19 protein-coding genes and 2 pseudogenes are annotated in these 23,226 nt (G+C 59.9%); 9 read left to right on the forward strand and 12 right to left on the reverse strand.

Features of this window, described 5'->3' with window-relative positions:
- The first annotated feature begins 156 nt into the window (after window positions 1-156).
- Complete coding sequence (locus IB277_RS22355) at window positions 157-453, forward strand: antibiotic biosynthesis monooxygenase (protein ID WP_060581446.1); 297 nt, start codon at window positions 157-159, stop codon at window positions 451-453.
- A gap of 78 nt (window positions 454-531) precedes the next feature.
- On the opposite strand, the gene IB277_RS22360 is transcribed toward IB277_RS22355, so the two are convergent.
- From IB277_RS22360 to IB277_RS22375, 4 genes are all read right to left on the reverse strand, one after another.
- Window positions 532-723, reverse strand: coding sequence for a hypothetical protein (locus IB277_RS22360; protein WP_060581445.1), 192 nt, complete (start codon window positions 721-723; stop codon window positions 532-534).
- A 30-nt stretch (window positions 724-753) separates the two neighbouring features.
- A complete protein-coding gene (locus IB277_RS22365) occupies window positions 754-1,032 on the reverse strand; it encodes a hypothetical protein (RefSeq protein WP_060581444.1) in 279 nt (92 codons plus the stop codon).
- 630 nt (window positions 1,033-1,662) lie between these two features.
- On the reverse strand, window positions 1,663-2,745 hold the full coding sequence (gene dinB, locus IB277_RS22370) for a DNA polymerase IV (RefSeq protein ID WP_060581443.1): 1,083 nt from the start codon (window positions 2,743-2,745) through the stop codon (window positions 1,663-1,665).
- A 26-nt stretch (window positions 2,746-2,771) separates the two neighbouring features.
- Window positions 2,772-3,443 carry an SOS response-associated peptidase gene (locus IB277_RS22375; protein ID WP_060581442.1) on the reverse strand — a complete coding sequence of 224 codons (672 nt, stop codon included), beginning with the start codon at window positions 3,441-3,443 and terminating at the stop codon, window positions 2,772-2,774.
- A 233-nt stretch (window positions 3,444-3,676) separates the two neighbouring features.
- On the opposite strand from IB277_RS22375, the gene IB277_RS22380 reads away from it, so the two are divergent.
- Genes IB277_RS22380 through IB277_RS22390 form a run of 3 tightly spaced genes read left to right on the forward strand, consistent with a single transcriptional unit; the run spans window position 3,677 to window position 9,139 of the window.
- Complete coding sequence (locus tag IB277_RS22380) at window positions 3,677-4,438, forward strand: ImuA family protein (RefSeq protein WP_060581441.1); 762 nt, start codon at window positions 3,677-3,679, stop codon at window positions 4,436-4,438.
- Window positions 4,353-5,876, forward strand: a complete 1,524-nt coding sequence (locus tag IB277_RS22385; protein ID WP_112977352.1) for a DNA polymerase Y family protein — start codon at window positions 4,353-4,355, stop codon at window positions 5,874-5,876. The genes IB277_RS22380 and IB277_RS22385 overlap by 86 nt, the downstream gene beginning before the upstream one ends.
- Window positions 5,873-9,139, forward strand: a complete 3,267-nt coding sequence (locus tag IB277_RS22390; RefSeq protein ID WP_192371783.1) for an error-prone DNA polymerase — start codon at window positions 5,873-5,875, stop codon at window positions 9,137-9,139. The genes IB277_RS22385 and IB277_RS22390 overlap by 4 nt, the downstream gene beginning before the upstream one ends.
- A gap of 84 nt (window positions 9,140-9,223) precedes the next feature.
- Here the strand turns inward: IB277_RS22390 and IB277_RS22395 are convergent, their stop codons facing one another.
- Complete coding sequence (locus tag IB277_RS22395; RefSeq protein ID WP_192371784.1) at window positions 9,224-10,477, reverse strand: ATP-binding protein; 1,254 nt, start codon at window positions 10,475-10,477, stop codon at window positions 9,224-9,226.
- Between the two features lie 278 nt (window positions 10,478-10,755).
- Here IB277_RS22395 and IB277_RS22400 point away from each other — a divergent pair.
- The 3 genes and pseudogenes from IB277_RS22400 to IB277_RS22410 form a co-directional block, all read left to right on the forward strand.
- A pseudogene (locus IB277_RS22400) lies at window positions 10,756-11,998 on the forward strand (OB-fold nucleic acid binding domain-containing protein); the annotation flags it as partial.
- Window positions 11,999-12,195: 197 nt separating this feature from the next.
- Window positions 12,196-14,241 carry an alkyl/aryl-sulfatase gene (locus tag IB277_RS22405; protein ID WP_192371786.1) on the forward strand — a complete coding sequence of 682 codons (2,046 nt, stop codon included), beginning with the start codon at window positions 12,196-12,198 and terminating at the stop codon, window positions 14,239-14,241.
- 123 nt (window positions 14,242-14,364) lie between these two features.
- On the forward strand, window positions 14,365-14,910 hold the full coding sequence (locus IB277_RS22410) for a hypothetical protein (protein WP_192371788.1): 546 nt from the start codon (window positions 14,365-14,367) through the stop codon (window positions 14,908-14,910).
- Window positions 14,911-14,963: 53 nt separating this feature from the next.
- Here IB277_RS22410 and IB277_RS38205 read toward each other — a convergent pair whose 3' ends face one another.
- Window positions 14,964-15,104 (reverse strand): hypothetical protein, encoded by a 141-nt coding sequence (locus IB277_RS38205; RefSeq protein ID WP_246812790.1) that lies wholly within the window; start codon window positions 15,102-15,104, stop codon window positions 14,964-14,966.
- A 313-nt stretch (window positions 15,105-15,417) separates the two neighbouring features.
- Here IB277_RS38205 and IB277_RS22420 point away from each other — a divergent pair, with 313 nt between their 5' ends.
- Window positions 15,418-16,308 (forward strand): LysR family transcriptional regulator, encoded by an 891-nt coding sequence (locus tag IB277_RS22420; protein WP_192371790.1) that lies wholly within the window; start codon window positions 15,418-15,420, stop codon window positions 16,306-16,308.
- A 253-nt stretch (window positions 16,309-16,561) separates the two neighbouring features.
- Window positions 16,562-17,056, forward strand: a pseudogene (locus IB277_RS22425) (adenosylhomocysteinase); the annotation flags it as partial.
- A 1,035-nt stretch (window positions 17,057-18,091) separates the two neighbouring features.
- Here the strand turns inward: IB277_RS22425 and IB277_RS22430 are convergent.
- The 6 genes from IB277_RS22430 to IB277_RS22455 form a co-directional block, all read right to left on the reverse strand.
- Window positions 18,092-19,030 (reverse strand): LysR family transcriptional regulator, encoded by a 939-nt coding sequence (locus IB277_RS22430; RefSeq protein WP_060585484.1) that lies wholly within the window; start codon window positions 19,028-19,030, stop codon window positions 18,092-18,094.
- A gap of 201 nt (window positions 19,031-19,231) precedes the next feature.
- Window positions 19,232-19,897 carry an RraA family protein gene (locus tag IB277_RS22435; protein WP_060585486.1) on the reverse strand — a complete coding sequence of 222 codons (666 nt, stop codon included), beginning with the start codon at window positions 19,895-19,897 and terminating at the stop codon, window positions 19,232-19,234.
- A gap of 14 nt (window positions 19,898-19,911) precedes the next feature.
- The gene (locus IB277_RS22440) at window positions 19,912-20,733 is read right to left on the reverse strand and encodes a carbon-nitrogen hydrolase family protein (RefSeq protein ID WP_192371791.1); all 822 of its coding nucleotides are present in this window, start codon (window positions 20,731-20,733) and stop codon (window positions 19,912-19,914) included.
- Between the two features lie 33 nt (window positions 20,734-20,766).
- On the reverse strand, window positions 20,767-21,501 hold the full coding sequence (locus IB277_RS22445) for an aldolase/citrate lyase family protein (RefSeq protein WP_192371793.1): 735 nt from the start codon (window positions 21,499-21,501) through the stop codon (window positions 20,767-20,769).
- A 24-nt stretch (window positions 21,502-21,525) separates the two neighbouring features.
- Window positions 21,526-22,320, reverse strand: coding sequence for an ABC transporter permease (locus tag IB277_RS22450; RefSeq protein WP_060585491.1), 795 nt, complete (start codon window positions 22,318-22,320; stop codon window positions 21,526-21,528).
- Window positions 22,321-22,337: 17 nt separating this feature from the next.
- Window positions 22,338-23,225, reverse strand: a complete 888-nt coding sequence (locus IB277_RS22455) for an ABC transporter permease (protein ID WP_060585493.1) — start codon at window positions 23,223-23,225, stop codon at window positions 22,338-22,340.
- Window position 23,226 lies beyond the last annotated feature (1 nt).

Genomic DNA, 23,226 nt, shown 5'->3' on the forward strand with positions numbered 1-23,226 from the left:
CTTTCCGATCCCGGACTAGTCTCCTCGAACGCTGGCCATATATCTCCGATTGGCGAGCCCGTACTTGAGGCTTTCTCGGTCGGGTGCAGGCTCTAGCCAAAAGCGCAATTTGGACGGCAGATTATCAGAGGCAGAACAAGGCTCAGGGAGACGCTCATGACCGCATTCAATGTCGTCCGCTTCAAGGTCAAGCCGGGGATGGCTGAGGCTTTTCTCGGCGCTCACCGGGACATAGCTCAAAGCTGGTCGGGTCTGCGTCATGCCAACATCATCGAGGCTGGCGAGGGACGATACTGCATTATCGCGGAATGGGAGAGCATGGAAGCATTGGCGGCGAGCCGGCCGCAGATGGTCGCCACGCTTGACAGCTTTCGTGAGACGCTCGAGGACCTCGGAGGAGGGCTCGGCGTAACCGACCCAATTGCAGGCCTGGTCGTCCTATCAGTGAAATAAACCGGAAGCGGGTTTGCCGTGGCGATGCGTCGTTGGGCTCAACATTAGCCGGCGATGCCACAAGACGTGTCTCGTCGTTTAATTGCGCTTTGCCGTTCGGGCACGTTCGCGCAGCATTTTCAGGTACCTCCGCCGGATGTCATCGATCGAAATGTCACCCGCAATCCAAATTTTGAGCAGAGCCTGGAACTCGGCGGTGTGGTCAATTGCAATGCCCCTGGCTTGCCACTTGGCAATCACACGATCGGCAATTTCTTTGCGGGTGGCCACGTCCTTTCCCCTTCCTGGTCTGTCCATTCATTATGGCGCGGGGCGCCCCTGCGACGTCAGTAGCAAGGATTGGTCTGTGCGCTCGCGCGCCGTCGAGGACTGCCGGTAAGTGTTCGTCAGCCTTTCCGCTATTTGCATTGCTTGCTGCGCGGTCAATCTGAACTGCAGCGCCGACACGTTTTCGAGATCCGGATCGGCGCTGAATTCGATCCTCAGGAAAAGCTCGCCCGTCTCGTCGATTGCAGTGTTCCAGCCGACGACCGTTGATGCCCTTATGTTGCCGTGTCCGTCCGTATTCCAGTCAATCATATGCGAACCTTTCCTCTTCGGGAAACAAGGACGCAGAGTTGGTCTCGTATCGATGAGCCGAACTCATCCGTTCACGGCAATTGCGTCGCTCTAGAGCGCACTTCCCATGACCTGGACTACAACAGCAACGACGGTGGCCGCCACAGTGAGCGCGGCGCCAAGACGTGCAACCTTCATCCGGCGATGCCGCGCGCCGCTCCAGTCATAACTCATCGCTTAACCTTGCGCTTGTGGTTGAGAGGTGCCTGGCTTTATGGGCAAAACCGTAACCCGTGGGCGGGGTTACGGTTCTGAGTTGCCGCTGTACGCTGGAATGTGATTGGCGACTGAACAAAGTCTGCAAGGTTATGGTTAATTAAGAGTTTACTGAATAAGATTCTCCGCAAAGGTCGCCCGTTCGGTGATCACGATTTCCAGGATTTGTTCGAGTGAATGGAGCGAGCCTCGGTGGGTGCGGCTCGCGCTGCTGCATTCTCAATGGCTGCACGGACGTGCCGTTATTTGCAACTCGGTCTGTCACGGCGAGGGGAAGCTGGCCGCATGACCCATCCCACTTTTGGTAGCCGGCGCATAGTTGATCCGCCAACCCTCATTCGGTCATTCGGTGTCCTGGCGGACGAGCAAGCTGTTTTAGAGCGCGAAGGCAAGCTGTGGCTTGCTTTCGATCGTTGCTTCATCGAGTGACGACAGTGTCACGCCCAGCAACCGAATGCCTTTTGGGGCAGGGAAGAGTGGAGACAACAGCATCGTCATGACCGCGGCAAGCTCTGCGGCACTTGCGATCGGTGCCGCTGTTGTCTTGCTCCTAGTGATCTGCGTGAAATCGGCCCATTTCACCTTGAGCGTCGCGGTCTTGGCGCGAATGCCGTTCGCTTCGCAGTAGCGCCAGACCTTTTCGATCAGCGGTTCGAGGCCAGCCCTGGCGGTCTCGAAATCATGGACGTCTATGGAGAACGTGTCTTCCGCGCCGATGGACTTGCGCACCCGGTCGGCCTTCACTTGACGTTCGTCGACGCCGCGGGCGATCCAGTAGAAGTAAGGTCCCGATTTTCCGAAGTGTTGCTGCAAGAAGGCGATATCGTGAGCCTTCAGATCGGCGCCCGTTTCAATCCCGAGCTTGTGCATGCGCTCGGCGGTTGCCGGACCGACGCCATGGAATTTCTTGACGGGCAGAGCCTCGACGAAGGCCGGACCGTTCTTTGGCGTGATGACGAAGAGGCCATCCGGTTTCCTCTGGTCGGACGCCATCTTGGCGAGGAACTTGTTATAGGAGACGCCGGCCGAAGCGGTCAGGCCCGTCCTTGCCTTGATCTTGGCACGGATCTCCTCGGCGATCTCCGTCGCAAGTTCCATTCCCTTGAGGTTCTCGGTGACATCAAGATAGGCCTCGTCGAGCGAGAGCGGTTCGATGAGCGGCGTGTATTCGGCAAAGATCGCGTGGATCAGCTGTGAGACTGCGCGGTAAGCATCGAAGCGCGGCGTCACAAAAATCAGCTCCGGGCATTTCCGCTTGGCGGTGACCGACGGCATGGCCGAATGGACGCCGTATTTGCGCGCCTCGTAGCTTGCGGCAGCCACGACGCCGCGCGCCTCGCCAAAGCCAACGGCAACCGGAAGCCCGCGAAGTGCGGGGTTGTCCCGCTGCTCCACCGAGGCGTAGAAGGCATCCATGTCGACATGGATGATCTTTCGCGTGCGCTCAGAGCGTTCCATCACCGATCACGCGACCCAACGACTGGTCATAGCAGCAGGTCTTCTTCGGGCAGGGCGGCAGGAGGCTCGACGACAACAAGCATGTTGCCCGGAAGCGGCCGCTGCAGGTGCTTCACGTCGTCCCAGGATCCGGTGAGCCACAGATCGACCTCGTCAGGTGTGGTCAGGATCACCGGCATGGCCTTTTGATGGATTGGCGAGACGATCTCGTTCGGGGATGTGGTGAGGAAGCCGAAGAGCTCGTATTCGCGCTCACCATCGCGCACGCGCCTGACACCCTTCCATGGCGTCCAGAAGCCGGCGAAGAACATCAGCGGCCGCTCCTTAGTTCCAGCAAACCAGGCATTGGGGACTTTTCCGCTGGGAACCTTGGCCGCCGGATCCGGCTCAGCGAAGGAGTTGAAGGGGACGACGCAGCGACTGGTCGGCCCGAGCCAGCGTCTCCAGTGCGGAGAGGCGACGTTTCGGATGTTGGTGACGCCGGGATCGTAGTTCTTCACGAAAGCGGGCGGCGAGGGCATGCCCCAGGTGACACGCGCGATCTCTCGCTCTCCGTCTTCGCCGACGCGGACTACGGGCGCCTGATAGCCGGGGTAGACGTCATAGGATGGCTGGTTCCAGCCTGCCTTGTCGCGGAATGCCTTGGTGAATGCGATCACGGCATCACGTGTCGTCGTGATGTTGTAGAGATTGCACAAAGTTCAGTCTCCCTTTCTCACCTAGCTTCATATTAACGACTGCTCGCTTCTGTCGCCGTTCCCCGGCATTCGATCTGTTCATTGAACCAAGCGGCGTGTCCGTGCTGGCGTCTCGATGGCAATCAACAGTCTCTTTTCTGAACTTCGTTGACTCACAACCCAAATAGGAACAAATAGAGAACATATCAACAGGAAGCGCTAATGCATAGCCCTAAGGAGTTGTTCCTTCCAAAATGCCCCGTCCAGTCGACAATACCGTCGTCTCAGAACTTCGCGAGCGCATCCAGCGCCTTGAAGGCGCAAGCGGCCGTGGACGACAGGTCCTGCCATTTGGTGTCACCGAGATTGATCGGCGATTGCCGGGTGGGGGGCTCGTACTCGGCTCGTTGCATGAGGTCGCCGGCGGCGGCAACGGTGCGATCGACGGCGCGGCGGCGGCACTCTTTTGCGCGGGCATTGCCGCCCGCTCGAAAGGCAAGGTGCTCTGGTGTGTGACGCGGCCCGATCTCTTTGCGCCGGCGCTGGCTCAAGTCGGTCTTTCGCCGAGCCGCGTCATCTATGTGGAGGCCGGCGACGAAAAGGCGCTTCTTTCCTGCATGGAAGAGGGGCTTCGCCACGGCGGCCTCGGTGCCGTCGTCGGCGAGCTCGCGCGCCTTTCGATGACCGCCTCGCGCCGCTTGCAGCTTGCAGCCGAGAGTTCCGGCACGTTGGGCATTGCGATCCGCCGCTGGCGACGACAGGCCGAAGCCTCGGATTTCGGGCAGCCGACGGCATCGGTCACGCGCTGGCGCGTGTCCGTCATGCCGTCCGTCCCCTTGCCGGTTCCAGGCGTCGGCCGCGCGCGCTGGCTCGTCGAACTCATCCGCTGCCGTGCCGGCGAAAGTGCAGATTTCGAAGTGGAGGCCCCAGATGCCAAGGGTCGTATCGCTCTTCCTTCCGAGCTGGCCCACGGATCGCCTGAGGCGCAAGCTCGGCGACGCAGCGCCGCCGGCTGAAACGCCTCTCGTCCTCGTCGGTCGCGAACAGCGAAGGCGTGTGGTGCTCTCGGTAAATGCCGCGGCGATTGCCGCAGGCCTGAGACCCCGCATGGCCGCCACGAAAGCCCAGGCGCTCGCCGCAGGTCTTGTCGTCATGGATGCCGATCCGGCCGCCGATGAAGAAGCGCTCGAACGCCTGGCGCTCTGGGCGCTGCAGCGCTATGCACCGATCGTAGCCGCCGATCCGCCCGATGGCCTGGTGATCGATACGACCGGTGCCGATCACCTGCATGGCGGCGAGGACCTGATGCTGTCAGGCATGGTCAACCGGTTCTTCGGATCCGGCATCGAGGCGCGGGCTGCGGTTGCCGATACCTGGGGGGCGGCCCATGCCGGCGCCCGGTTTCTCGCTCATCCGACGCTGGTTGTCGCTCCGGGGGCGCAGCAGGAAACCATCCGTAACCTGCCCGTCGCAGCGCTTCGCCTCGATCCTGCAATCGTCCATGGCCTTCGCGCGCTGGGCTTCAACACGATCGGTGAGGTGGCCGGCGTGCCGCGGGCGCCGCTTGCCCTTCGATTTGGACCCGAACTTGGCCGTCGCATCGACCAGGCCATGGGAAAGGTTGCCGAGCCGATCGATCCGGTCCGCACGCCTGAACTTATCGAAGTTCGCCGTTCCTTCGGTGAACCGATTGCGGCCGCCGAGACGATTGCGCGCTATGCCGCGAAGCTTGTGGGCGCGCTCTGTCTGGTACTGGAAGAAAGAGGCCTCGGCGCGCGGCGCGTCGACCTTCTCTTCCATCGCGTTGATAACACCTACCAGGCGATCCGCGCAGGCACCGCGACGCCCGTTCGCGACGCCAAGCGCCTGATCCGGCTCATCACTGATAGGATCGAGACGATCGATCCGGGCTTCGGGATCGAAATCATGTCGCTGACGGCAACCCACGCCGAGCCGCTGGTGGCAAGACAGGTCGTTTCCTCGCTGGTCGAGGAACCGGAGGCCGATGTTTCCGGCCTGATCGACATCCTGGGAAACCGCATCGGCGCACGCCGGCTGTATCGTTTTCAACCGGTCGCCAGCGACGTGCCCGAACGCTCCATCAACCGCATCGCGCCGATGGCGCCGGACGAAGGTCTCGCCTGGCCCGGCCATTGGCCAAGACCGGTGCGCTTGCTTCTCCATCCTGAAGCGATCGAGACGATGGCGCTTCTGCCCGATCATCCGCCGGTCAGTTTCACATGGCGTGGTGTGCGCCGACGGGTGAAACGTGCCGACGGCCCCGAACGCGTCTTCGGCGAATGGTGGAAGCGCGATGCCGAGCTCGTCGCCGTACGCGACTATTTCCAGGTCGAGGATGACGCCGGCGAGCGCTACTGGATTTATCGCGCCGGCGACGGCGAACACAGCGAGACCGGCAGCCACCAATGGTTCCTGCACGGGATTTTCGGATGACGACGCCGCTTTATGCCGAGCTGCAGGTGACGTCGCATTTCTCCTTCCTGCGCGGCGCATCCTCCTGCGAAGAGCTATTCCAACGTGCCGCCGAACTTGGGCTCGAGGCGCTGGCCATTGCCGATCGCAACAGCCTCGCCGGCATCGTGCGAGCGCACCAGGCGGCCAAGGATGTCGGCGTGCGGCTGGTCGTCGGCTGCCGCCTCGATCTTGAAGGCGATCTATCGGTCCTCGTCTTTCCGACCGACCGGCCGGCCTATGCGCGGCTTTGCCGGCTGCTGTCGCTCGGCAAGAAGCGCGGCGGCAAGGCGAAATGCCGGCTTGCCTGGTCCGATCTCGTTGCCTATGGCGAGGGACTGATCGCGGTTCTCCTTCCCGATGCCGCTGACGAGGACTGCGCGCGAGAGCTGCGCCGTCTGAGGCAAGAATTCGGCGACCGCGCCTACCTGTCGCTGACACTCCGCCGCCGGCCGAACGACCAGCTGCGCCTTCATCAGCTCTCCAACCTGGCAGCTTCAGTCGGCGTGCCAACGGTCGTCACCAACGACGTGCTGTTTCATGTGCCGGAGCGGCGCATCCTGCAGGATGTCGTCACCTGCATTCGCCACAACATCACGATCGACGAGGCCGGTTTCCGCCGCGAGCGCCACGCCGATCGCTACCTGAAGCCGCCCGAGGAAATGGCGCGGCTCTTTGCGCGCTACCCTGAAGCGCTTACCCGCACCATCGAGATCCTGGAGCGGTGCCGGTTTTCGCTCGACGAGCTCGCCTATCAATATCCGGAGGAGCGATCCAATCCTGCACTGACAGCCCAAGAGACACTGGCGCAACTGACCTGGGAAGGTGCAGCCGGGCGTTACCCAGAAGGGTTGCCGGAAAAAGTCCGCAAGAACCTCGAGCACGAACTGCGGCTGATCGAGAAGCTTCTGTATGCGCCCTACTTCCTGACAGTGAATTCGATCGTGCGTTTTGCCCGTTCAAGGGACATTCTATGCCAGGGCAGAGGATCGGCCGCCAATTCGTCTGTCTGTTATGTGCTCGGCATCACCTCGATCGACCCTGAAATCAACGACCTCCTCTTCGAGCGCTTCGTTTCCGAGGAACGGCGCGAGCCGCCTGACATTGATGTCGACTTCGAGCACGAGCGCCGCGAGATCGTCATGCAATGGGTCTTCGAGACCTATGGCCGTGATCATGCGGCCCTTTGCTCCACGGTCATCCGCTATCGGTCGAAAGGCGCCATCCGCGATGTCGGCAAGGCGCTGGGACTGCCCGAGGACATGACGAAGATGCTGTCGTCGCAGGTCTGGGGCTGGGGCGAGGACATCGGCGAAAAACATGCCGAGGAGCTCAATCTCAACCTGTCCGATCGGCGCCTGCGCCTCACGCTCGATCTGGCCCGGCAGCTGATGGGGGCGCCGCGTCACCTGTCGCAGCATCCGGGTGGCTTCGTCCTGACGAACGATCGCCTCGACGAACTCGTCCCGATCGAGCCCGCAGCCATGGCTGACCGGCAGGTGATCGAATGGGACAAGGACGATATCGATATCCTGAAGTTCATGAAGGTCGATTGCCTGGCGCTCGGCATGCTCTCCTGCATGAAGCGCGGCTTTGATCTGCTCGCCGAACACAAGGGCATCAATCTCGATCTCGCGAGCATCCCGGCCGAAGATCCGCGCACTTACGCCATGATCCGGCGTGCCGACACGCTCGGCACCTTCCAGATCGAGAGCCGCGCACAGATGTCGATGCTGCCGAGGATCAAGCCGCGCACCTTCTATGACCTCGTCATCGAGGTGGCGATCGTGCGCCCCGGCCCGATCCAAGGCGACATGGTGCATCCCTATCTTCGCCGGCGCGAGGGCAAGGAGGCGGTCGTCTATCCTAAGCCCGAACTGGAGCAGGTGCTTGGAAAGACGCTCGGTGTGCCGCTATTCCAGGAACAGGCGATGCGGGTCGCCATCGAATGCGCCGGTTTCACGCCGGGCGAGGCCGATCAACTGAGACGCGCCATGGCGACCTTCAAGCATACCGGCGGTGTTTCGAAGTTCGGCGAGAAGCTCGTCCGGGGCATGGTCGCAAACGGCTATGAGCCGGACTTTGCGATTAAGACCTTCAAGCAGCTCGAAGGTTTCGGCAGCTACGGGTTTCCGGAAAGCCATGCCGCGTCCTTCGCGCTGATTGCCTATGCCTCCTCCTGGCTCAAATGCTGGCATCCGGATGTCTTCTGCGCAGCACTTCTGAATGCCCAACCGATGGGCTTTTACGCCCCGGCCCAGATCGTGCGGGACGCGCGCGACCATGGCGTCGAGGTCCGGCCTGTGTGTGTGAACGCCAGCCGCTGGGATTGCACGCTCGAGGCAACGGGGGATGAAAGCCGCTTTGCCGTTCGCCTTGGTCTTCGCATGGTCAAGGCGCTGGCGAACGCTGACGCCGCGGCAATCGTTGCCTCGCGCGACGAAAGGCCTTTCGAGACCGTCGACGATCTCTGGCGCCGGGCAGGCGTTCCGGCCGCCTCTTTGGTCCAGCTTGCCGAAGCCGATGCCTTCCAACCTTCGCTCAAGCTTGCGCGACGCGAGGCACTCTGGGCGATCAAGGCGCTGCGCGACGAGCCGCTGCCGCTCTTTGCCGCGGCCTCTGAGCGTGAAAGCCGGACGGTCGCGGAACTGGATGAGCCATCAGTGGCGCTAAGGCCGATGACTGCGGGCGGCGAAGTGGTTGAGGACTATGGGCATGTCGGCTTGACGCTACGCAGCCATCCCCTCTCGTTCCTGCGCGCCGATCTGACGAAGCGTCGCATCGTCACGTGCAAGGAGGCGATGCAGACCCGGGATGGAAAATGGCTCGAAGCCGCAGGTCTGGTGCTCGTGCGCCAGCGGCCGGGTTCTGCCAAGGGCGTGATGTTCATCACCATCGAAGACGAAACCGGCATCGCCAATCTCGTCGTCTGGGCAAAGACCTTCGAGACGTTTCGCCGCGCGGTCCTCGGCGCCGGCATGCTCGGCGTCTATGGGCGCATTCAACGGGAAGGCGAGGTCGTTCACCTCGTTGCCCATCGGCTGACCGACCTATCCGGCGAACTTGCAAGCGTGGGCGATCGGGACGCCAGTTTTCCGCTTCCGCATGGAAGAGGTGACGAGTTCCATCGTGGGGCGCCGGCGCCCGATCCGCGCGGTATCCCGAAGGGACCGCGGCCGCGCGATATCGTCGATCCCTATCTGCATCTCGATCAGATCAAGGTGAAGACGCGGGATTTTCGGTGAGGGCCAACTTCGCATTGAACGGCCAGGTGTCGTGAACCCGACGAGTTTTGAGGATTCAAGTTCCATAATAAGTATCTCGTGATTTTACATCGTCCATAGGACCGAAAGCGGAGCGGCGTGCAATTTTTCGCCAAATGGCGTCACGCGGTCGTGATCGTGCAAAACGATGCCGTGCAGGAAGCGGTCGCCTACCGCCTCCTGTAACTGACGAAGCCCTTTGAAGTCTTCAGCCTTGACCGTCGACGATGCCCTGACCTCGATGCCGACGACGCGACCGCGCCGGTCCTCGACAACAACATCGACCTCGATCTGATCCTTCGTCCGATAGTGAGAGAACGAAAGTCGGCGTTCGGACCATGATGCAAGCTTTAGGAGTTCTGATGCGACGAAGCTCTCGAGCAAAGGACCGAAACGCGTCTTGTTTTTACGGATACTGTTGACATCGTCTTCGCGCAGGGTTGCGAGCAGGCCAGTGTCGAGAAAATGCAACTTTGGTGTTTTTACCAGGCGACTAAGCCGGTTGTTGGACCATGGCGCGAGGGTTCGGACAAGGAAGAGTCGCTCAAGGATTGCTACATACTTTTGAGCGGTGACACTGGATAGTCCGAGGGCCGAGCCGAATCCGCTATGATTGACCAACTGTCCCGCATGCTCTGCAAGAACATTAAGGAGGTGCGGCAACCTGCCCACCTGATCGATGTTGGCAATGTCGCGCACATCTCTGTCAAGGATAAGCGCCACGTAGTCTTCAAGCCACGCGGTGCGCCGGCCGGGCTGCGTCCTGCGTACGACCTCAGGGTACCCTCCACGTACAACCGTCTCAACAAGGTCGTCGCCGAGCAAAAGTCCGTCCGCGATCACGGGCACCTCTCCCGCAAAAATGCGATCAAGAAAGCGGCCTGGGGTCGATCGGATTTCAGCCTGTGCAAATGGCAGCAACGAAATTAGGGCCATGCGGCCGGCAAGAGAGTCTGCCACCGCCGGCACGGTGGCGAGGTTTGCTGAACCTGTGAGGAGGAAGCGGCCCGGCTCATCGCTGCGATCTACGCTTTCCTTTATCGCAAGCATTAACTCAGGCGCACGCTGAACTTCATCAATTACCGCTCGGTCGAGGCCGCGAACGAAGCCTACAGGATCGGATTTGGCGGCGCTGAGTGTGCCGGCGTCATCAAGGGTGTAGTACGGCCGCTCTGTTCCAGAGAACTGTCGCGCAAGGGTGGTTTTTCCTGCCTGCCTTGGTCCGGCGACGAGAACGACGCGCGTGTCCGACAGCGCCGTCTCGACCATGGAGCGGACCTTGCGTTGGATGAGTGTGTTCGGGCGATTTGTATCGGTCATGCGGCCAATGTTAACTCCATTGGCGTCCAATTTAAAGCAGAATTCCGTCCAATTTAAAATGTAACTTGCTTTATCGCGCGGCCAGTCGCTCGAAAACAAAGAGTGTACACGGAACGCGACGGACGGGGGCAGTCGATCCCTCTTCCCCTTCGGGCCACTATGTTGAAGCTCCTGCGGCGGCCCTTTTTCCGCCCGTCGTGTGACGCGAATTCCCGCTTTCCCGCTGAGGCGGCGCTTTGCTGAAAGCTCCGATACGCTTCATTCTTGACGGACCGATCAAGCATACCGGCGGTGTTTCGAAGTTCGGCGAGAAGCTTGTTCGGGGAATGGTCGCAAACGGCTATGAGCCGGACTTTGCGATTAAGACCTTCAAGCAGCTCGAGGGTTTCGGCAGCTACGGCTTTCCCGAAAGGCATGCCGCGTCCTTCGCGCTGATCGCCTACACCTCCTCGTGGCTCAAATGCTGGCAACCGGACGTCTTTTCTGCGCGGCGCTTTTGAACGTCCAGCCAATGGATTTTTTACGCACCGGCCCAGATCGTGCGCGATGCGCGCGACCACGGTGTTGCGGTCCGGCCGGTCTGCGTCAACTCCAGCCGCTGGGATTGCACGCTTGAGGCAACAGCGGATGAAAGTCGCTTTGCCGTCCGTCTTGGTCTTCGCATGGTCAAGGGGCTGGCCAATGTCGACGCTGCGGCGATTGTCGTTGTGCGCGATGAACGACCTTTCGAGACCGTCGACGATCTCTGGCGTCGGGCAGGGGTTCCGGCAGCCTCGCTCGTCCAGCTTGCCGAGGCCGATGCGTTTCAGCCTTCGCTCGGGCTCGCGCGGCGGGAGGCGCTCTGGGCGATCAAGGCATTGCGCGACGAGCCGCTGCCGCTGTTTGCGGCCGCGTCCGCCCGTGAAAGCCGGACCGTCGCCGAGCTCGACGAGCCGTCCGTGACGCTCAGGGCCATGACGTCGGGAAGTGAGGTGGTCGAGGACTATGGCCACGTCGGACTGACACTGCGCAGCCATCCCCTCTCCTTTCTGCGCACGGATCTTTCGAAACGTCGTATCGTCTCCTGCCGGGAGGCAATGCAGACGCCTGACGGAAAGTGGCTGGAGGCCGCGGGCCTGGTGCTCGTCCTGCAGCGACCGGGTTCGGCCAAGGGCGTGATGTTCATCACCATCGAGGACGAGACCGGCATCATCCAATCTGGTTGTCTGGGCCAAGACCTTCGAAAACTATCGCCGCGTGGTCCTCGGCGCCGGCATGCTCGGCGTTTATGGCCGGATCCAGCGCGAAGGCGAGGTTGTACATCTGGTCGCTCACCGGCTGACCGATCTATCCGACGGGCTTGCAAGCGTTGGTGAACGCGATGTCAGCTTTCCGCTTCCGCATGGACGAGGAGACGAGTTCCATCACGGGGCGCCGGCGCCCGACCCGCGTGGATTGCCAAAAGGGCCGCGACCGCGCGACATCGTCGATCCCTATCTTCATCTCGATCAGATCAAGGTAAAGACGCGCGATTTCAGGTGAAAGAGCGGCGAGTGGCGCCCCGCAGCCTTCCAACAGATCAATTTTAGACTTTAAGTTGTCTTAGGCCATCACGGCACTGTGATCGGCGAAATTGGCCATTTTACCGCCGATGTAACCGTTACGTACTTCCTAAGGACGCATGCCGCCCTACCGTTTCCCTGTTTTTCTGAAGAACCACAGGTTGGGAGACTGGAAGCATGTCGGACAGCAGCGGTATCAGCAGAGCAGATTTTCTTCGCGGTGTGGCATCGGCGGGTCTTGCCGTCACCTTCGTCGGAAAGGCCGGGCAGGCAAGCGCACAGGACGCGCCGCCTGTTCCTCAAACCGGGGCCAAGGCAAAACCGGCGACCGACGCAACGCTTCAATACAACGCGATGTATCGCAACGGTCTGCCCTTCGACGACGTCCAGGACTTCGTGGATTCGCGCAAGGGCCTGCTTGCTTCCCTGCCGGATCCGGTGATCATCAAGAACGCCGACGGCGCGCCGGTCTGGGATCTGAGCGTCTACCAGTTCCTCGGCTCATCCGAAGCCGACGACGCGCCCGATACGGTCAACCCGAGCCTGTGGCGCATGGCCAAGCTCAACATGATCCACGGTCTCTTCGAGGTCGTGGCCGATGGCGTCTATCAGGCCCGCGGCTACGACCTGTCGGTCATGAGCATTCTTCGAACCGACACCGGTTATCTGGTGATCGATCCGCTCGTCAGCTCTGAAACCGCCGCAGCGGTGTGGAAGGAGCTGGTCATCCCGAAGCTTGGCGACAAGCCGATTGTCGCGGTGCTCTACACCCATAGCCACGTCGACCATTACGGCGGGGTGCGTGGCCTCGTCAGCCAGGCCGATATCGATGCCGGCAAGGTGAAGATCATCGCGCCTGCCGATTTCACCGAAGCCGCCGTCGGCGAAAATATCATCGCCGGCAACGCCATGAGCCGGCGCGCCAGCTACATGTACGGCAACCTCCTGTCGCGCGGTCCGCAAGGCCAGGTCGACGGGGGGCTGGGCAAATCGACATCGTCAGGCGAGATCGGGCTTGCCCTTCCGACCGACTGGGCGACTGAAACCGGGCAGAAGATCGTCATCGACGGTCTTGAGCTGCAGGTGCTGATGGCGCCCAATTCGGAAGCACCGTCGGAGTTCATGTTCTATGTTCCGAAGTACAAGGCCTTCTGCGCCGCGGAAGATGCCTGCCACACGCTGCACAATCTCTACACGCTGCGCGGCGCAAAGGTTCGTGATGGACTGCTGTGGTCGAAGTACCTGCAGCAGGCGCTCGACATGTTCGGCGGCGAGATGGAAGTGCTGTTTGCCTCGCACCATTGGCCGACCTGGGGCAACGACCGCGTCGTCACGCACATCAAGAAGCAGCGCGACCTGTTCCGCTATCTGCATGACCAGGTTATGCGCATGGCCAATAGCGGAATGACTCCGAAGGAAATCGGCGAGGTGATCCGCTTGCCGGATGGCCTGGCGACGACCTGGGCCTGCCGCAGCTATTACGGCACCGTCTACCACGACGCGGTGGCGCAATATAACCTGCGCCTCGGCTTCTTCGACGGCGTTCCGTCGAATCTGCACCAACTTCCCCCTACGGAAGCTGGCCGACGCTACGTCGACTTTATGGGCGGCGCCGACAATGTGCTGAGGCAAGCGAAGGCCTCCTTCGAGAAAGGCGACTACCGCTGGGTGGCCGAGGTAGTGAACCATGTGGTGTTTGCCGATGCGAACAACATCGCGGCCAAGCAGTTGCTTGCCGACACCTATGAGCAGCTCGGCTACCAGTCGGAATCCGGCCCCTGGCGCAACTTCTATCTGACGGGCGCGCGGGAACTGCGCGAAGGCGTCACCAAGCTTCCGACCCCAAACACGGCAAGCCCGGACACCATCAAGGCGATGCCGCTCGAGATGTTCTTCGACTTCCTCGGCGTGCGGCTCAACGGCGATCGCGCCGCGGGCAAAACGATCACCATCAACATGGAGCTGACGGACACCAAGGAGAAATACGCCGTCGGCGTCGAGAACTCGGCGATCCACTATTCCAAGGACAAGAGCGATCCGAACGCCGATGTCTCGATCGTCACCACCCGCGCCGATCTCAACGACGTCATGCTCGGGATCTCCACCATGGAGAAGCAGGTGGTCGAAGGAAAGGCCAAGCTTTCGGGCGATCCGAAGAGGCTCTCGGAATTCGTCGGCCTGCTCGACAACTTCGAGTTCTGGTTCAACATCGTGACCGCTTGAGGCTCTCCGCGTGCCCCTTGATCCCGCTCGATCAAGGGGTACGGCCCGGAAGGCGGAGAGAATGTTGCAGCGACCATTGCGCGGTCCCTATCGACGCGCGGCGGTTTTGGAGGGTAGGGCACCATGTGCACCATTTGCGCACTGACGATCGAGTTTGCCGTCGAGCATCCCGAAGCGCTGGCCGTCGCCGTGTCGACGAGGCAGGCGATCGAGACCGGACTGCTGCCGGAGCTCGATCCGCATGTGGAAATCGACATGACGCAGTCGCGCCACAACGCGACCGTGCTTCTGACGACGGTGCAGCAGCGCCTCGAACAGGTGCTGCCGCCATCAAGGCTTGCAAGCCTTCCGGATTTCTACGTGCTGATGATCGAAAGCCGGACCTGGGGCTATTTCCATCCGACGACAAGCGGGTTCGACGCCAACGCCAATCCGTTACCGCCGCGCGTCGAGCCGGACGAGAACAATGGGCGCGACAACATTCTCGTCCTGTCGCAAGCCGCGGCGGAGGAACTGATCCGCGGCCGGTTGCCTTTCGACCAAGCCCTGGAGTTGGGCGTGGCTGTCCTCGATGCGCCCGGCAAAGATTCACAGACAATCCGGCTGGCGCTGGCCGCGGCCTATCCCGCGGATCAATTCAGCGATTTCGTTTGCACCGAACTGGCTTAGGACGGTCGGAACTACGCTCGGCCCGTTGCAACTATTCCCGCCAACAGCCTTGGCTATTCGGTCTGGCCGCCTGCTGCGGAAGCAGACCGAAATCGGACGCCAAAACCGCCGCTCGTCACTTCGCCCTCGTGCTGGAAGAGGATGCCGGCAGCTTCAAACGTGAGTTTGATCAGGCGCAAGTTGCTTTCGCGCATTTCGCCACCTCTTTCGAACGCTCGAATTGAGACCGCGCTAATCGCCGTGTGCTCAGCAAGTTCCGCTTGCGTCCAATTGAGTAGAGCTCGTGCAGCTCGGCATTGGGGTGGTTTGAGCATAAAACTTTCTTTTTTCGAAAGTTGAGTATTGAAATCAAAAGTTATGTCGGCTATTGTTGCTCAACCTATCTTCGACACCGAGCGGTTGCAACAATTGCGCGACTTACGTTCGTGCATGTCTAAACCGAACAAGACGCATTCCCGCAATAAATCTGCGGTTGAGAAACTACGTGGCGAACAAATCGGAGCCTGCATGGAATTCCGCCAACTCTCGTATTTCGTTGCGGTCGCCGAAGAACTGCACTTCAATCGGGCAGCGGCGCGGATGTGTATCGCCCAGCCTGCGCTCAGTGCGCACATCCAGGCGCTGGAGAAGGAACTCGGTGTGCGGCTGCTGGAGCGGTCTACCCGCCGGGTCGAGCTGACGCCGGCGGGGGAGGCGTTCTACGATCGGGCCGTGCGGATCATCGGCGATGTCGGGCTGTCGATGGACGTGGCGCGCTCGGTTGCCGGCAAGGCGGCGCGGACAATCAAGATCGGGACCGTCTATCCTGCGACTATTGGCGTCCTGCCAGCGTTTCTTTCGCGCATCGGTCGGAAATTCCCGGAAGTGGCACTGCATGTCAGAAGCGGCTCGACTTCAGACATCATCCGCGGACTGGAAAACGGCCAGATCAATCTCGGCTTCATCCGTCCGGTCGAAAACATCGGCTCTTTGCGCTTCTTCTCAATTGCCCATGAGCGCTATCTGCTGGCAGTCGAAAAGACGAGCCCGCTGGCCCTTCGAAGCGAGATCGACCTCGAGGATCTGAGGGGAGAGAAGATCATCGCCTTTTCCCGTCAGAACCTCTCCTACTCGGAGCGCTATTTCTCCGAGATGTTCGAGACCCATGGTCTGACCGGCAACATCGCGTACAGCTGCGACGATACCTTCTCGCTGGTATCGCTCGTCTCCGCCGGCCTTGGCATCGGCTTTGCGCCGGAGTGGACGAAGGGCCTTCCGAACCGTGGTTTCGAGCTTCGGCCAGTGCGCGACGTCGATCTGAAGATCGGGCTCGGCGTCGCTTGGAACAAGGAGGACCCAACCGCATCACGGGACGACATTGTCGATATTGCCCGGTCTCTGGCGCGGCCGGGAAAGTGAGGGGAGGAGGGTGCTCTATCGCGACTGCTCCACACCCCTCGATCGAGCGGAGCGCCTTGCCGGGGGGAGTCGGTACCGGTTCCCGGCCTTTGGCCGTCGCTATACTGAACCTCCTGCGGCGACCCACGCCGGTCAAGACGCACGCGAATGGGGCTCTGGTCACGTGCCGCGGCCGACGCCAGGTACGCTCATAAAGTAGGATCTAGCCAGCCGACGAAGTGGCTATTGACCGAAAAGATCGTCTTCTGGCTAAACCTCGGCCGACATCTTTATCACGGCAACTGGGAATAAGGATGTTATCCGCATCGAGCATATGCGCGAGATGAAGGACATGGCGATTGTCGGCAACATCGGCCAATTCGACGATGAGATCCAGGTCTCGGCTCTGCGTAACCTGAAGTGGACGAACATCAAGTCGCAGGTCGACATGATCGAGTTCCCGACGGGCAGGCGCATCACCCTGCTTTCGGAAGGCCGCCTCTTGAACCTCGGCAACGCCACCGGTCACCCGCCCTTCGTGATGTCGGCTTCGTTCTCCAACCATGTGATGGCACAGATCGAGCTCTTCACCAAGGGCGCGAGCTATAACAACGAAGTCTACGTGCTACCCAAGCAGCTCGACGAAAAGGTCGCCCGCCTGCATCTGGGCAAACTGGGGGGCACTCTGATGACTTTGTCGGAGGAACAAGCGCGATACTTGGGTGTCGATCCGAACGGCCCTCTGAAACCAGACTGGTACAGATATTAGCCTTTCATGGGCGTGATCTGCCCGCTTATGCGTTTGCATTCGCCCCGCGAGGTCCCAGTTTTTCTAGAAGTCTCGGGCGATGACTGGGCACCGACGCTCAACGTGAATCTCATTGGTTATGTCAGCATGGCGTGGGATGAGGTATCGCCCCAGTTGGGGCGGTTCCTCTGTGTAGCACCCAGACTTGGCTAACGTTTGCCTAGTCTCGTTCGCCCGGCGGCACGAATTGAGAGAGATGAGTCAGAGGAAAGTCCGATAAGTCCAGCGCCAATGGCCGCTTCGAGGGTCTGGCTGTATTCACCCCCTGCGAGACCATGCTTTTTGGAGTGGTTTTCAGCAGCGCCGCGTGAGACGGATGGCGACACGCCATATCGAACACTGTGGAAGGCGCCCAGGATAATAAGAAGTTTTTCGTCCAAGCTCTTCATTGTCTACCTTCAATCTATCTTTGTGATGGAGGCGGCAATGACGACCACTAGAGGATGGCATTGGACTCACCTGCGGTCACCCGCGTGCTGCGGTTCCTTGGCTGTGGGGAATGGTTAGCCGCGCTTATCGCGCGTTGGTAAGGCGCTTTTCTTTCGACGGGATCGCTCCATCGGCACCCTGCTTATCAGGTTGGATGAAACCATGCCCTCGTTGGATGCATTTAAATGTGCCGGTGGCCGTGACGGTTCCTTTCAAAGCAAAATTGAAGCCCCGGTCCTAGACATGGGTGCTGACCGCGATTTTGAAAGGAAGGTTCGTTAGAGCGCGATGCCAATCGCGCAACAATCAAAGCTAGCGAGCAAACTCGAGAGATCGTTCTACCTGTGTCTTCGCCTAAGCGTCAATCGGTAGTTTGAGAGCGGTCTGCTCGGAAAAGTGTTAGGCTGCGATATGACGGAACGTATTGGTGCTCGCGAAGTTCATTCGCTTCCATCGGCGCAGCAAAATGCGCTTCCTCGACATTCTTGATGGCGCCTGCTGGACGCTCCCATTGTTGCTGCGGAGTTTGCTCGTGGCGAGGTGCGGTCGCCTCAAATGATATTCGGCTCAATAGTTATCAACTTGCTTCAGCACGCTCGATGCGAGGGCGTCGCTGTAAAGCGCGCAAAAGTCATTGGCAACATCGCATGCGATCGATGCTACGAGAGAAGATAGGCGGGAAGAGGGATTTCGCATAAACAGCGCAAAGTAGTTTGTCGGCGGAAAAGCAGGTGAAACTTTCAAGACCCTCAAGGTACCTGATCTAAGTTCATTCTGAATCACGATTGGGGGCAGAACAGCGATGCCAATCCCTGCGGTTACCATATTAATCGTGGTGGATAGTGAGTTTGAATAGTGAATAATGCTGTCTTCTATTAGATGGCCCGACAAATACTTGAATAGTCTTCCATGGTTGTAGGTGCCGGTCTCGTAGGAAATTATTGGATGCATGGAGAGGTCACTAATCGCCATGGGACCCTCATCGCATTCAAATCCGCCGTTTGCGACCCAAAACATTCCGAAGGAGCAAAGGTCTTTGACGAAATACTTATCCACGTCTCCGGTCGGGAAGCCCAATACGACGTCTAAGGCCCGCTGCTCCAGTTTGCTGGCAATCGCCTGCGAGGAATCCGTCGTGACAGAAACACGGACGCGCGGATAGCGCACCCGAAGCGTCTCAATGACACCGGGGAGGATTGTCAAAGCGATGCTCGGCAGAATACCGATCCGCACTGTGCCCTCTATGGTCTCGGCAGGGACGACGTCGCTGACGAGACGGTTGTAGCGATCAATGATGTCTCGAGCTCCAGAAACGAAGGTTTGCCCTTCGCTTGTCAGGCGCACGTCGCGGGTATCGCGTTCAAAGAGACGAATTCCGAGTTCCTGCTCAATGGCGGAAATACGATTGGAGATGGCAGCCGGGGTAATGTTCATGCGGTCGGCCGTAACACGGAAGCTCCGCAGCTCCGAAAGCCAAACGACGGTTTCCAGGAAACGAATATTCATTGCATGACAGCGCCCCACCCGTTTTACGGTATGCCCAGCATCATGAACGTAGAAATTGTCACAACGCGTTGAATTTACACAGAATAAGCGTAGCCTTCCGAGGCTTCAATGGGAAGAAACATTCGAGGAGGCATGCGTTGCGCATGATGATTGATAAACCGACACCCGAGCAACTTCTGGGGCGTCGGTTTACCGATGTCATCACGAAAGTTTTGCCAGAACCTTGGTGCTTGCCCCTGTCATTTCGCCGAGTTTCTGCTGCTTGTCGCGAACGCTGGCCTCGCGCTTCTTGCCGGTTTCCTGCCGCCGCAACGCCTCTTCCGACACAGCGCGCACCTCGTCACGCGGGATGACCAGAACACCGCTTTCGTCGGCTAGGATTGCATCGCCGGGCATCACGACTGCGCCACCGCAGCTAACGGGAATGTTCAATCCACCGCCGAGATCGTAGAGACGAGTGGTAATCGGCGAAAGGCCGCGCGACCACATCGGAAAATCCGAGTCCTGGATTTCAGCCAGGTCCGTGCATGGTCCGTCGACAATACCGGCCACGGCGCCCGCAGCCTTTGCGGCAACCGTAACGCCGCCGCCCCAGCAGGCGTATTTGTCGTCACCGAGCCTATCGACGACGAGAATGTCTCCTGGCCGCAACAACCCCGTTGCGTGGTGCAGTAGCGTGGAGTCCGGGCCGGCGATGGCAAGCGTAACCGCGGTCCCGACGACACGTTTACCGGGCAGGAGCGGCTGGATTGCGCGGTCCATAAAGCCCATTAGCCGCCAATGGCCAACGGTTGCAGTTTCGACGCCGCTTAGGAGGTCAAGATCGGCTTGTGCGATCTGCTCCGGCATTTTCTCGATGACGTACATGGCAACCCTCCTTCCTACGCGCAGGCCAGGCGGCGGTGCTGGGTCATCGGAATGAGATTGCGCACCCGGCTGATCTCTTTCGTGTCGATGCGGGCGGTGACGAAGCCGACGGGGTCCGAAGCGCGCGCGATCGTGTGCCCCCATGGATCGCAGACAAGCGAATGCCCGTAGCAGGCACGCTTTTCACCATTGACCGTGACGCTGCCGGTTTGGCCGCAGGCGACGAAGTAGGTTTGCGTTTCGATGGCGCGGGCGCGCGCAAGGACTTCCCAGTGATCCTTGCCGGTCTGGAGCGTAAACGCTGCAGGCAGTACGATAACGTCGCAGCCAGCCTTTTCGAGTTGCAGGAACAGTTCGAAGAAGCGGATGTCGTAGCAGATCGCGCATCCTACTTTGAGGCCGTCCAGATCGTATGTGACGATGTCTTCGCCCGGCTTGACGGTTGCCGATTCCTTATAGGCTGTGCCGTCCGGCGCAACGATATCGAACATGTGGATTTTTCTGTAGGCCGCCACTTCCTTGCCCTGGCGGTTGAACACGAAGCTGGTGTTGTAGATGCGGTTCTCGCCCTCGACCTTTTCCATGATGGTGCCGGCATGCACGAACACGTTGTTTTCCCGGGCAAAGTCTTGCGCCATCCTGTAAGCAGCGCCCCCTGCTGGTTCTGCCAGCGCGAGCTTTTGTTCGGTGGTGGTGCCATAGACCTCGAAATATTCCGGCAACACGATCAGGTCGGGCTGATCGACCCTCATAGCCTCGACCATCAGATCACGGGTAATCTTGAGATTGACGTCGCGGTTGTCCTGGGGGTTGGTCTGTATCAGGCTGATTTTCATGGTCTTCCTCCAATAAGGCTCTCGTCACCCGCGTCAGGCGACGATTTTTTCGTGCTTGAGTGCATTGATTGTGGACATGATGCCGGCGCGCAGCGTCATCGTTTGCGTCGCGACGACGAGCATTTCGGCGCCATGCTCCAGAGCGAATATTCGTTCTGCCGGCGTCCAGGCGGGCATCACCCAACTCTTGCCCGCTTCACGGGCGGCCCGTGCGATACGGGCGAGGTCGCTGCGGTCGCCATCGTTGAATGCATAGGCGCCACGGCCGCGGGCAAGGGCCAGGTCCGATGGGCCGGGGAATAGGCCATCAACTGTGTCGAGCGCGATGATTTTCTCGACATCCGCAAGGCTTTCGGCGGTTTCGATCATCGCATAGCACTTTGTGCGTCTGTTCTCTCGGTCGAAGGCGTCGCTCGACGGGCGGGCGTAACCGAAGACCCGACCGCCGGCGTAAGAGCGGATACCGAGCAACGGATACTTCGCGGCCTTGGATACTTCGCGGGCATGATCGACGCCCAGAATATGCGGCAGGATCACCCCGTCGGAGCCGAAATCAAGCGCCTGTTGGATGGCTTCGGTCGTTGGGGCGATGACCTTGGTAAGGGCTGGAATTCCAAGCGATTTGCTGAAGGCCAGGAACTGGTCGAGCGTACCGAGATCGAAAGTTCCGTGCTCGAGTTCGATGACGAGCTGCTTGACGCCGCAGGCCTTCGCGATTTCGAGAAAGCCGAAATGCGGCTGGGACATCCAGAGCGCGATGTTGTCCATGTCAGATAGTCTCCGATGCAGAAGTTAGCTTTTGCCGATCGTCTTTGAGAGGCCGAGCGTGCGTTCGATGAGAAAAATGATGAGGAGCGTGGCGGCGACGAGAACGACCGACACAGCGGCGGTCATCGGGTCAGTCTGGCTTTCGACATAGTCAAAGATTTCGACAGGCAGAGTGCGCATCCGCGGTCCGGTAATGAACAGCGAGATCACCACCTCATCGAAGGAGAGGAGGAAGGAGAGTGCTGCGCTGGCGACGAAGCCGGGCATCATCAGGGGCAGGGTGATACGTCGGAACACCGTGAAGGGAGATGCACCAAGCATGGTCGCGGCTTCTTCGACGGATGGCGGCAGGGTCGAGAAAGCCGTCAGCATGATGCGGATCACATAGGGTGTGGTGACGATCAGGTGGGCGATGACGAGCCCTGTATAGGTGCCAAGCAGGCGGGCCTGAACGAAGACGAGCAGGATCGCAAGTCCGAGCACTATTGAAGGCAGAAGAAGCGGTGCAGTGAAAATGTTCAGGACGAGGTCGCGGCCGATGAACTGATAGCGACGGATCGCAAATGCGGCCGGAACGCCGGCGATGAGGCCGAGGATTGTCACCGTGGTCGCGACCCCGAGGCTGACCCAGAGTGCGTCGATGAGGCCGCGATGGCTAAACATCGCCGCATACCACCGCAGTCCCCAGCTCTGCGGCGGAAAGGTCAGAAAACTGTCATTGCTGAACGACAGGGGCAAGACGATGAGGATCGGTGCCAGCAAGAACAGATAGAGGCATGCCACAAGGGCTTTGAACGGAAAGGTCAGTCTGCCAATCATGATCAGTGTCCCTTCTCTCAATCGAAGCGCTTGACGACGCGGGAATAGAGCGCGAGCGCCAGCCCGAAGATAATCAGCACGATTACGGAAGTTGCCGCTGCGGAAGGCCATTCCAGTTGGATGACGGCCTGGTCGAAAATCTCGGTTGCAAGCAGGAAGACACGTCCGCCGCCGAGCAGCTTCGGAGTGATAAAGGAACTGATGGCAAGCACGAAACAAAGCAGGCAACCAAGCGCGACACCGGGCATGGTGAGCGGCACGATGATGCGTCGAAAACGGGTCCAACTATTGGCGCCAAGCGAGGCCGCAGCTTCCTCAAGCGCCACGTCGAGGCGTCCAAAGCCGGATATCAGCGAAAGCGCCATATACGGAATGAGCACCTCGACCATGCCGATGTAGACGCCGAGCGAATTGTTCACGAGCCGAATTGGTGTCTGGATGATGCCAGTCGACATGAGAACGCCGTTGACCACACCTTGATCACCGAGAAGCACCATCCAGCCGTAGGTGCGAACGACACTGCTGACGAGCAACGGCGAGACGGTGATGACGAAAAGGAGGTTGCGCCATTTCGGCGAGACACGGTGCAGGAACAGCGCGATCGGGTAGGCGCAGAAGAGGGTCGCCAACGTCACCACAAACCCGAGCAGGAGCGAGTTGGCAATCAGTTCGAAGCTGAACTTGTCGGTAAAAAAGTCGATGTAGTTCGCCAGCGTATAGTTTTCGGTGAGCACGCCTCCGCTGCGGCTTTCGATGAACGAGATCATTGCCAGGCGTGCAACCGGCAAGATGAAGGCAACCAGATTGATTGCAGCCATTGGGACAAGTAGGAGGATCAAGACAAATGGGAATTTGCCGATCCGCGGATAGGGCGAGGGGGGCGCCGTTGCAGTAATCGCTACCATG

Origin of the sequence: Ensifer sp. ENS07 (genome assembly GCF_014852185.1) — a bacterium.
GTDB classification, from domain to species: Bacteria; Pseudomonadota; Alphaproteobacteria; order Rhizobiales; family Rhizobiaceae; genus Ensifer; species Ensifer adhaerens.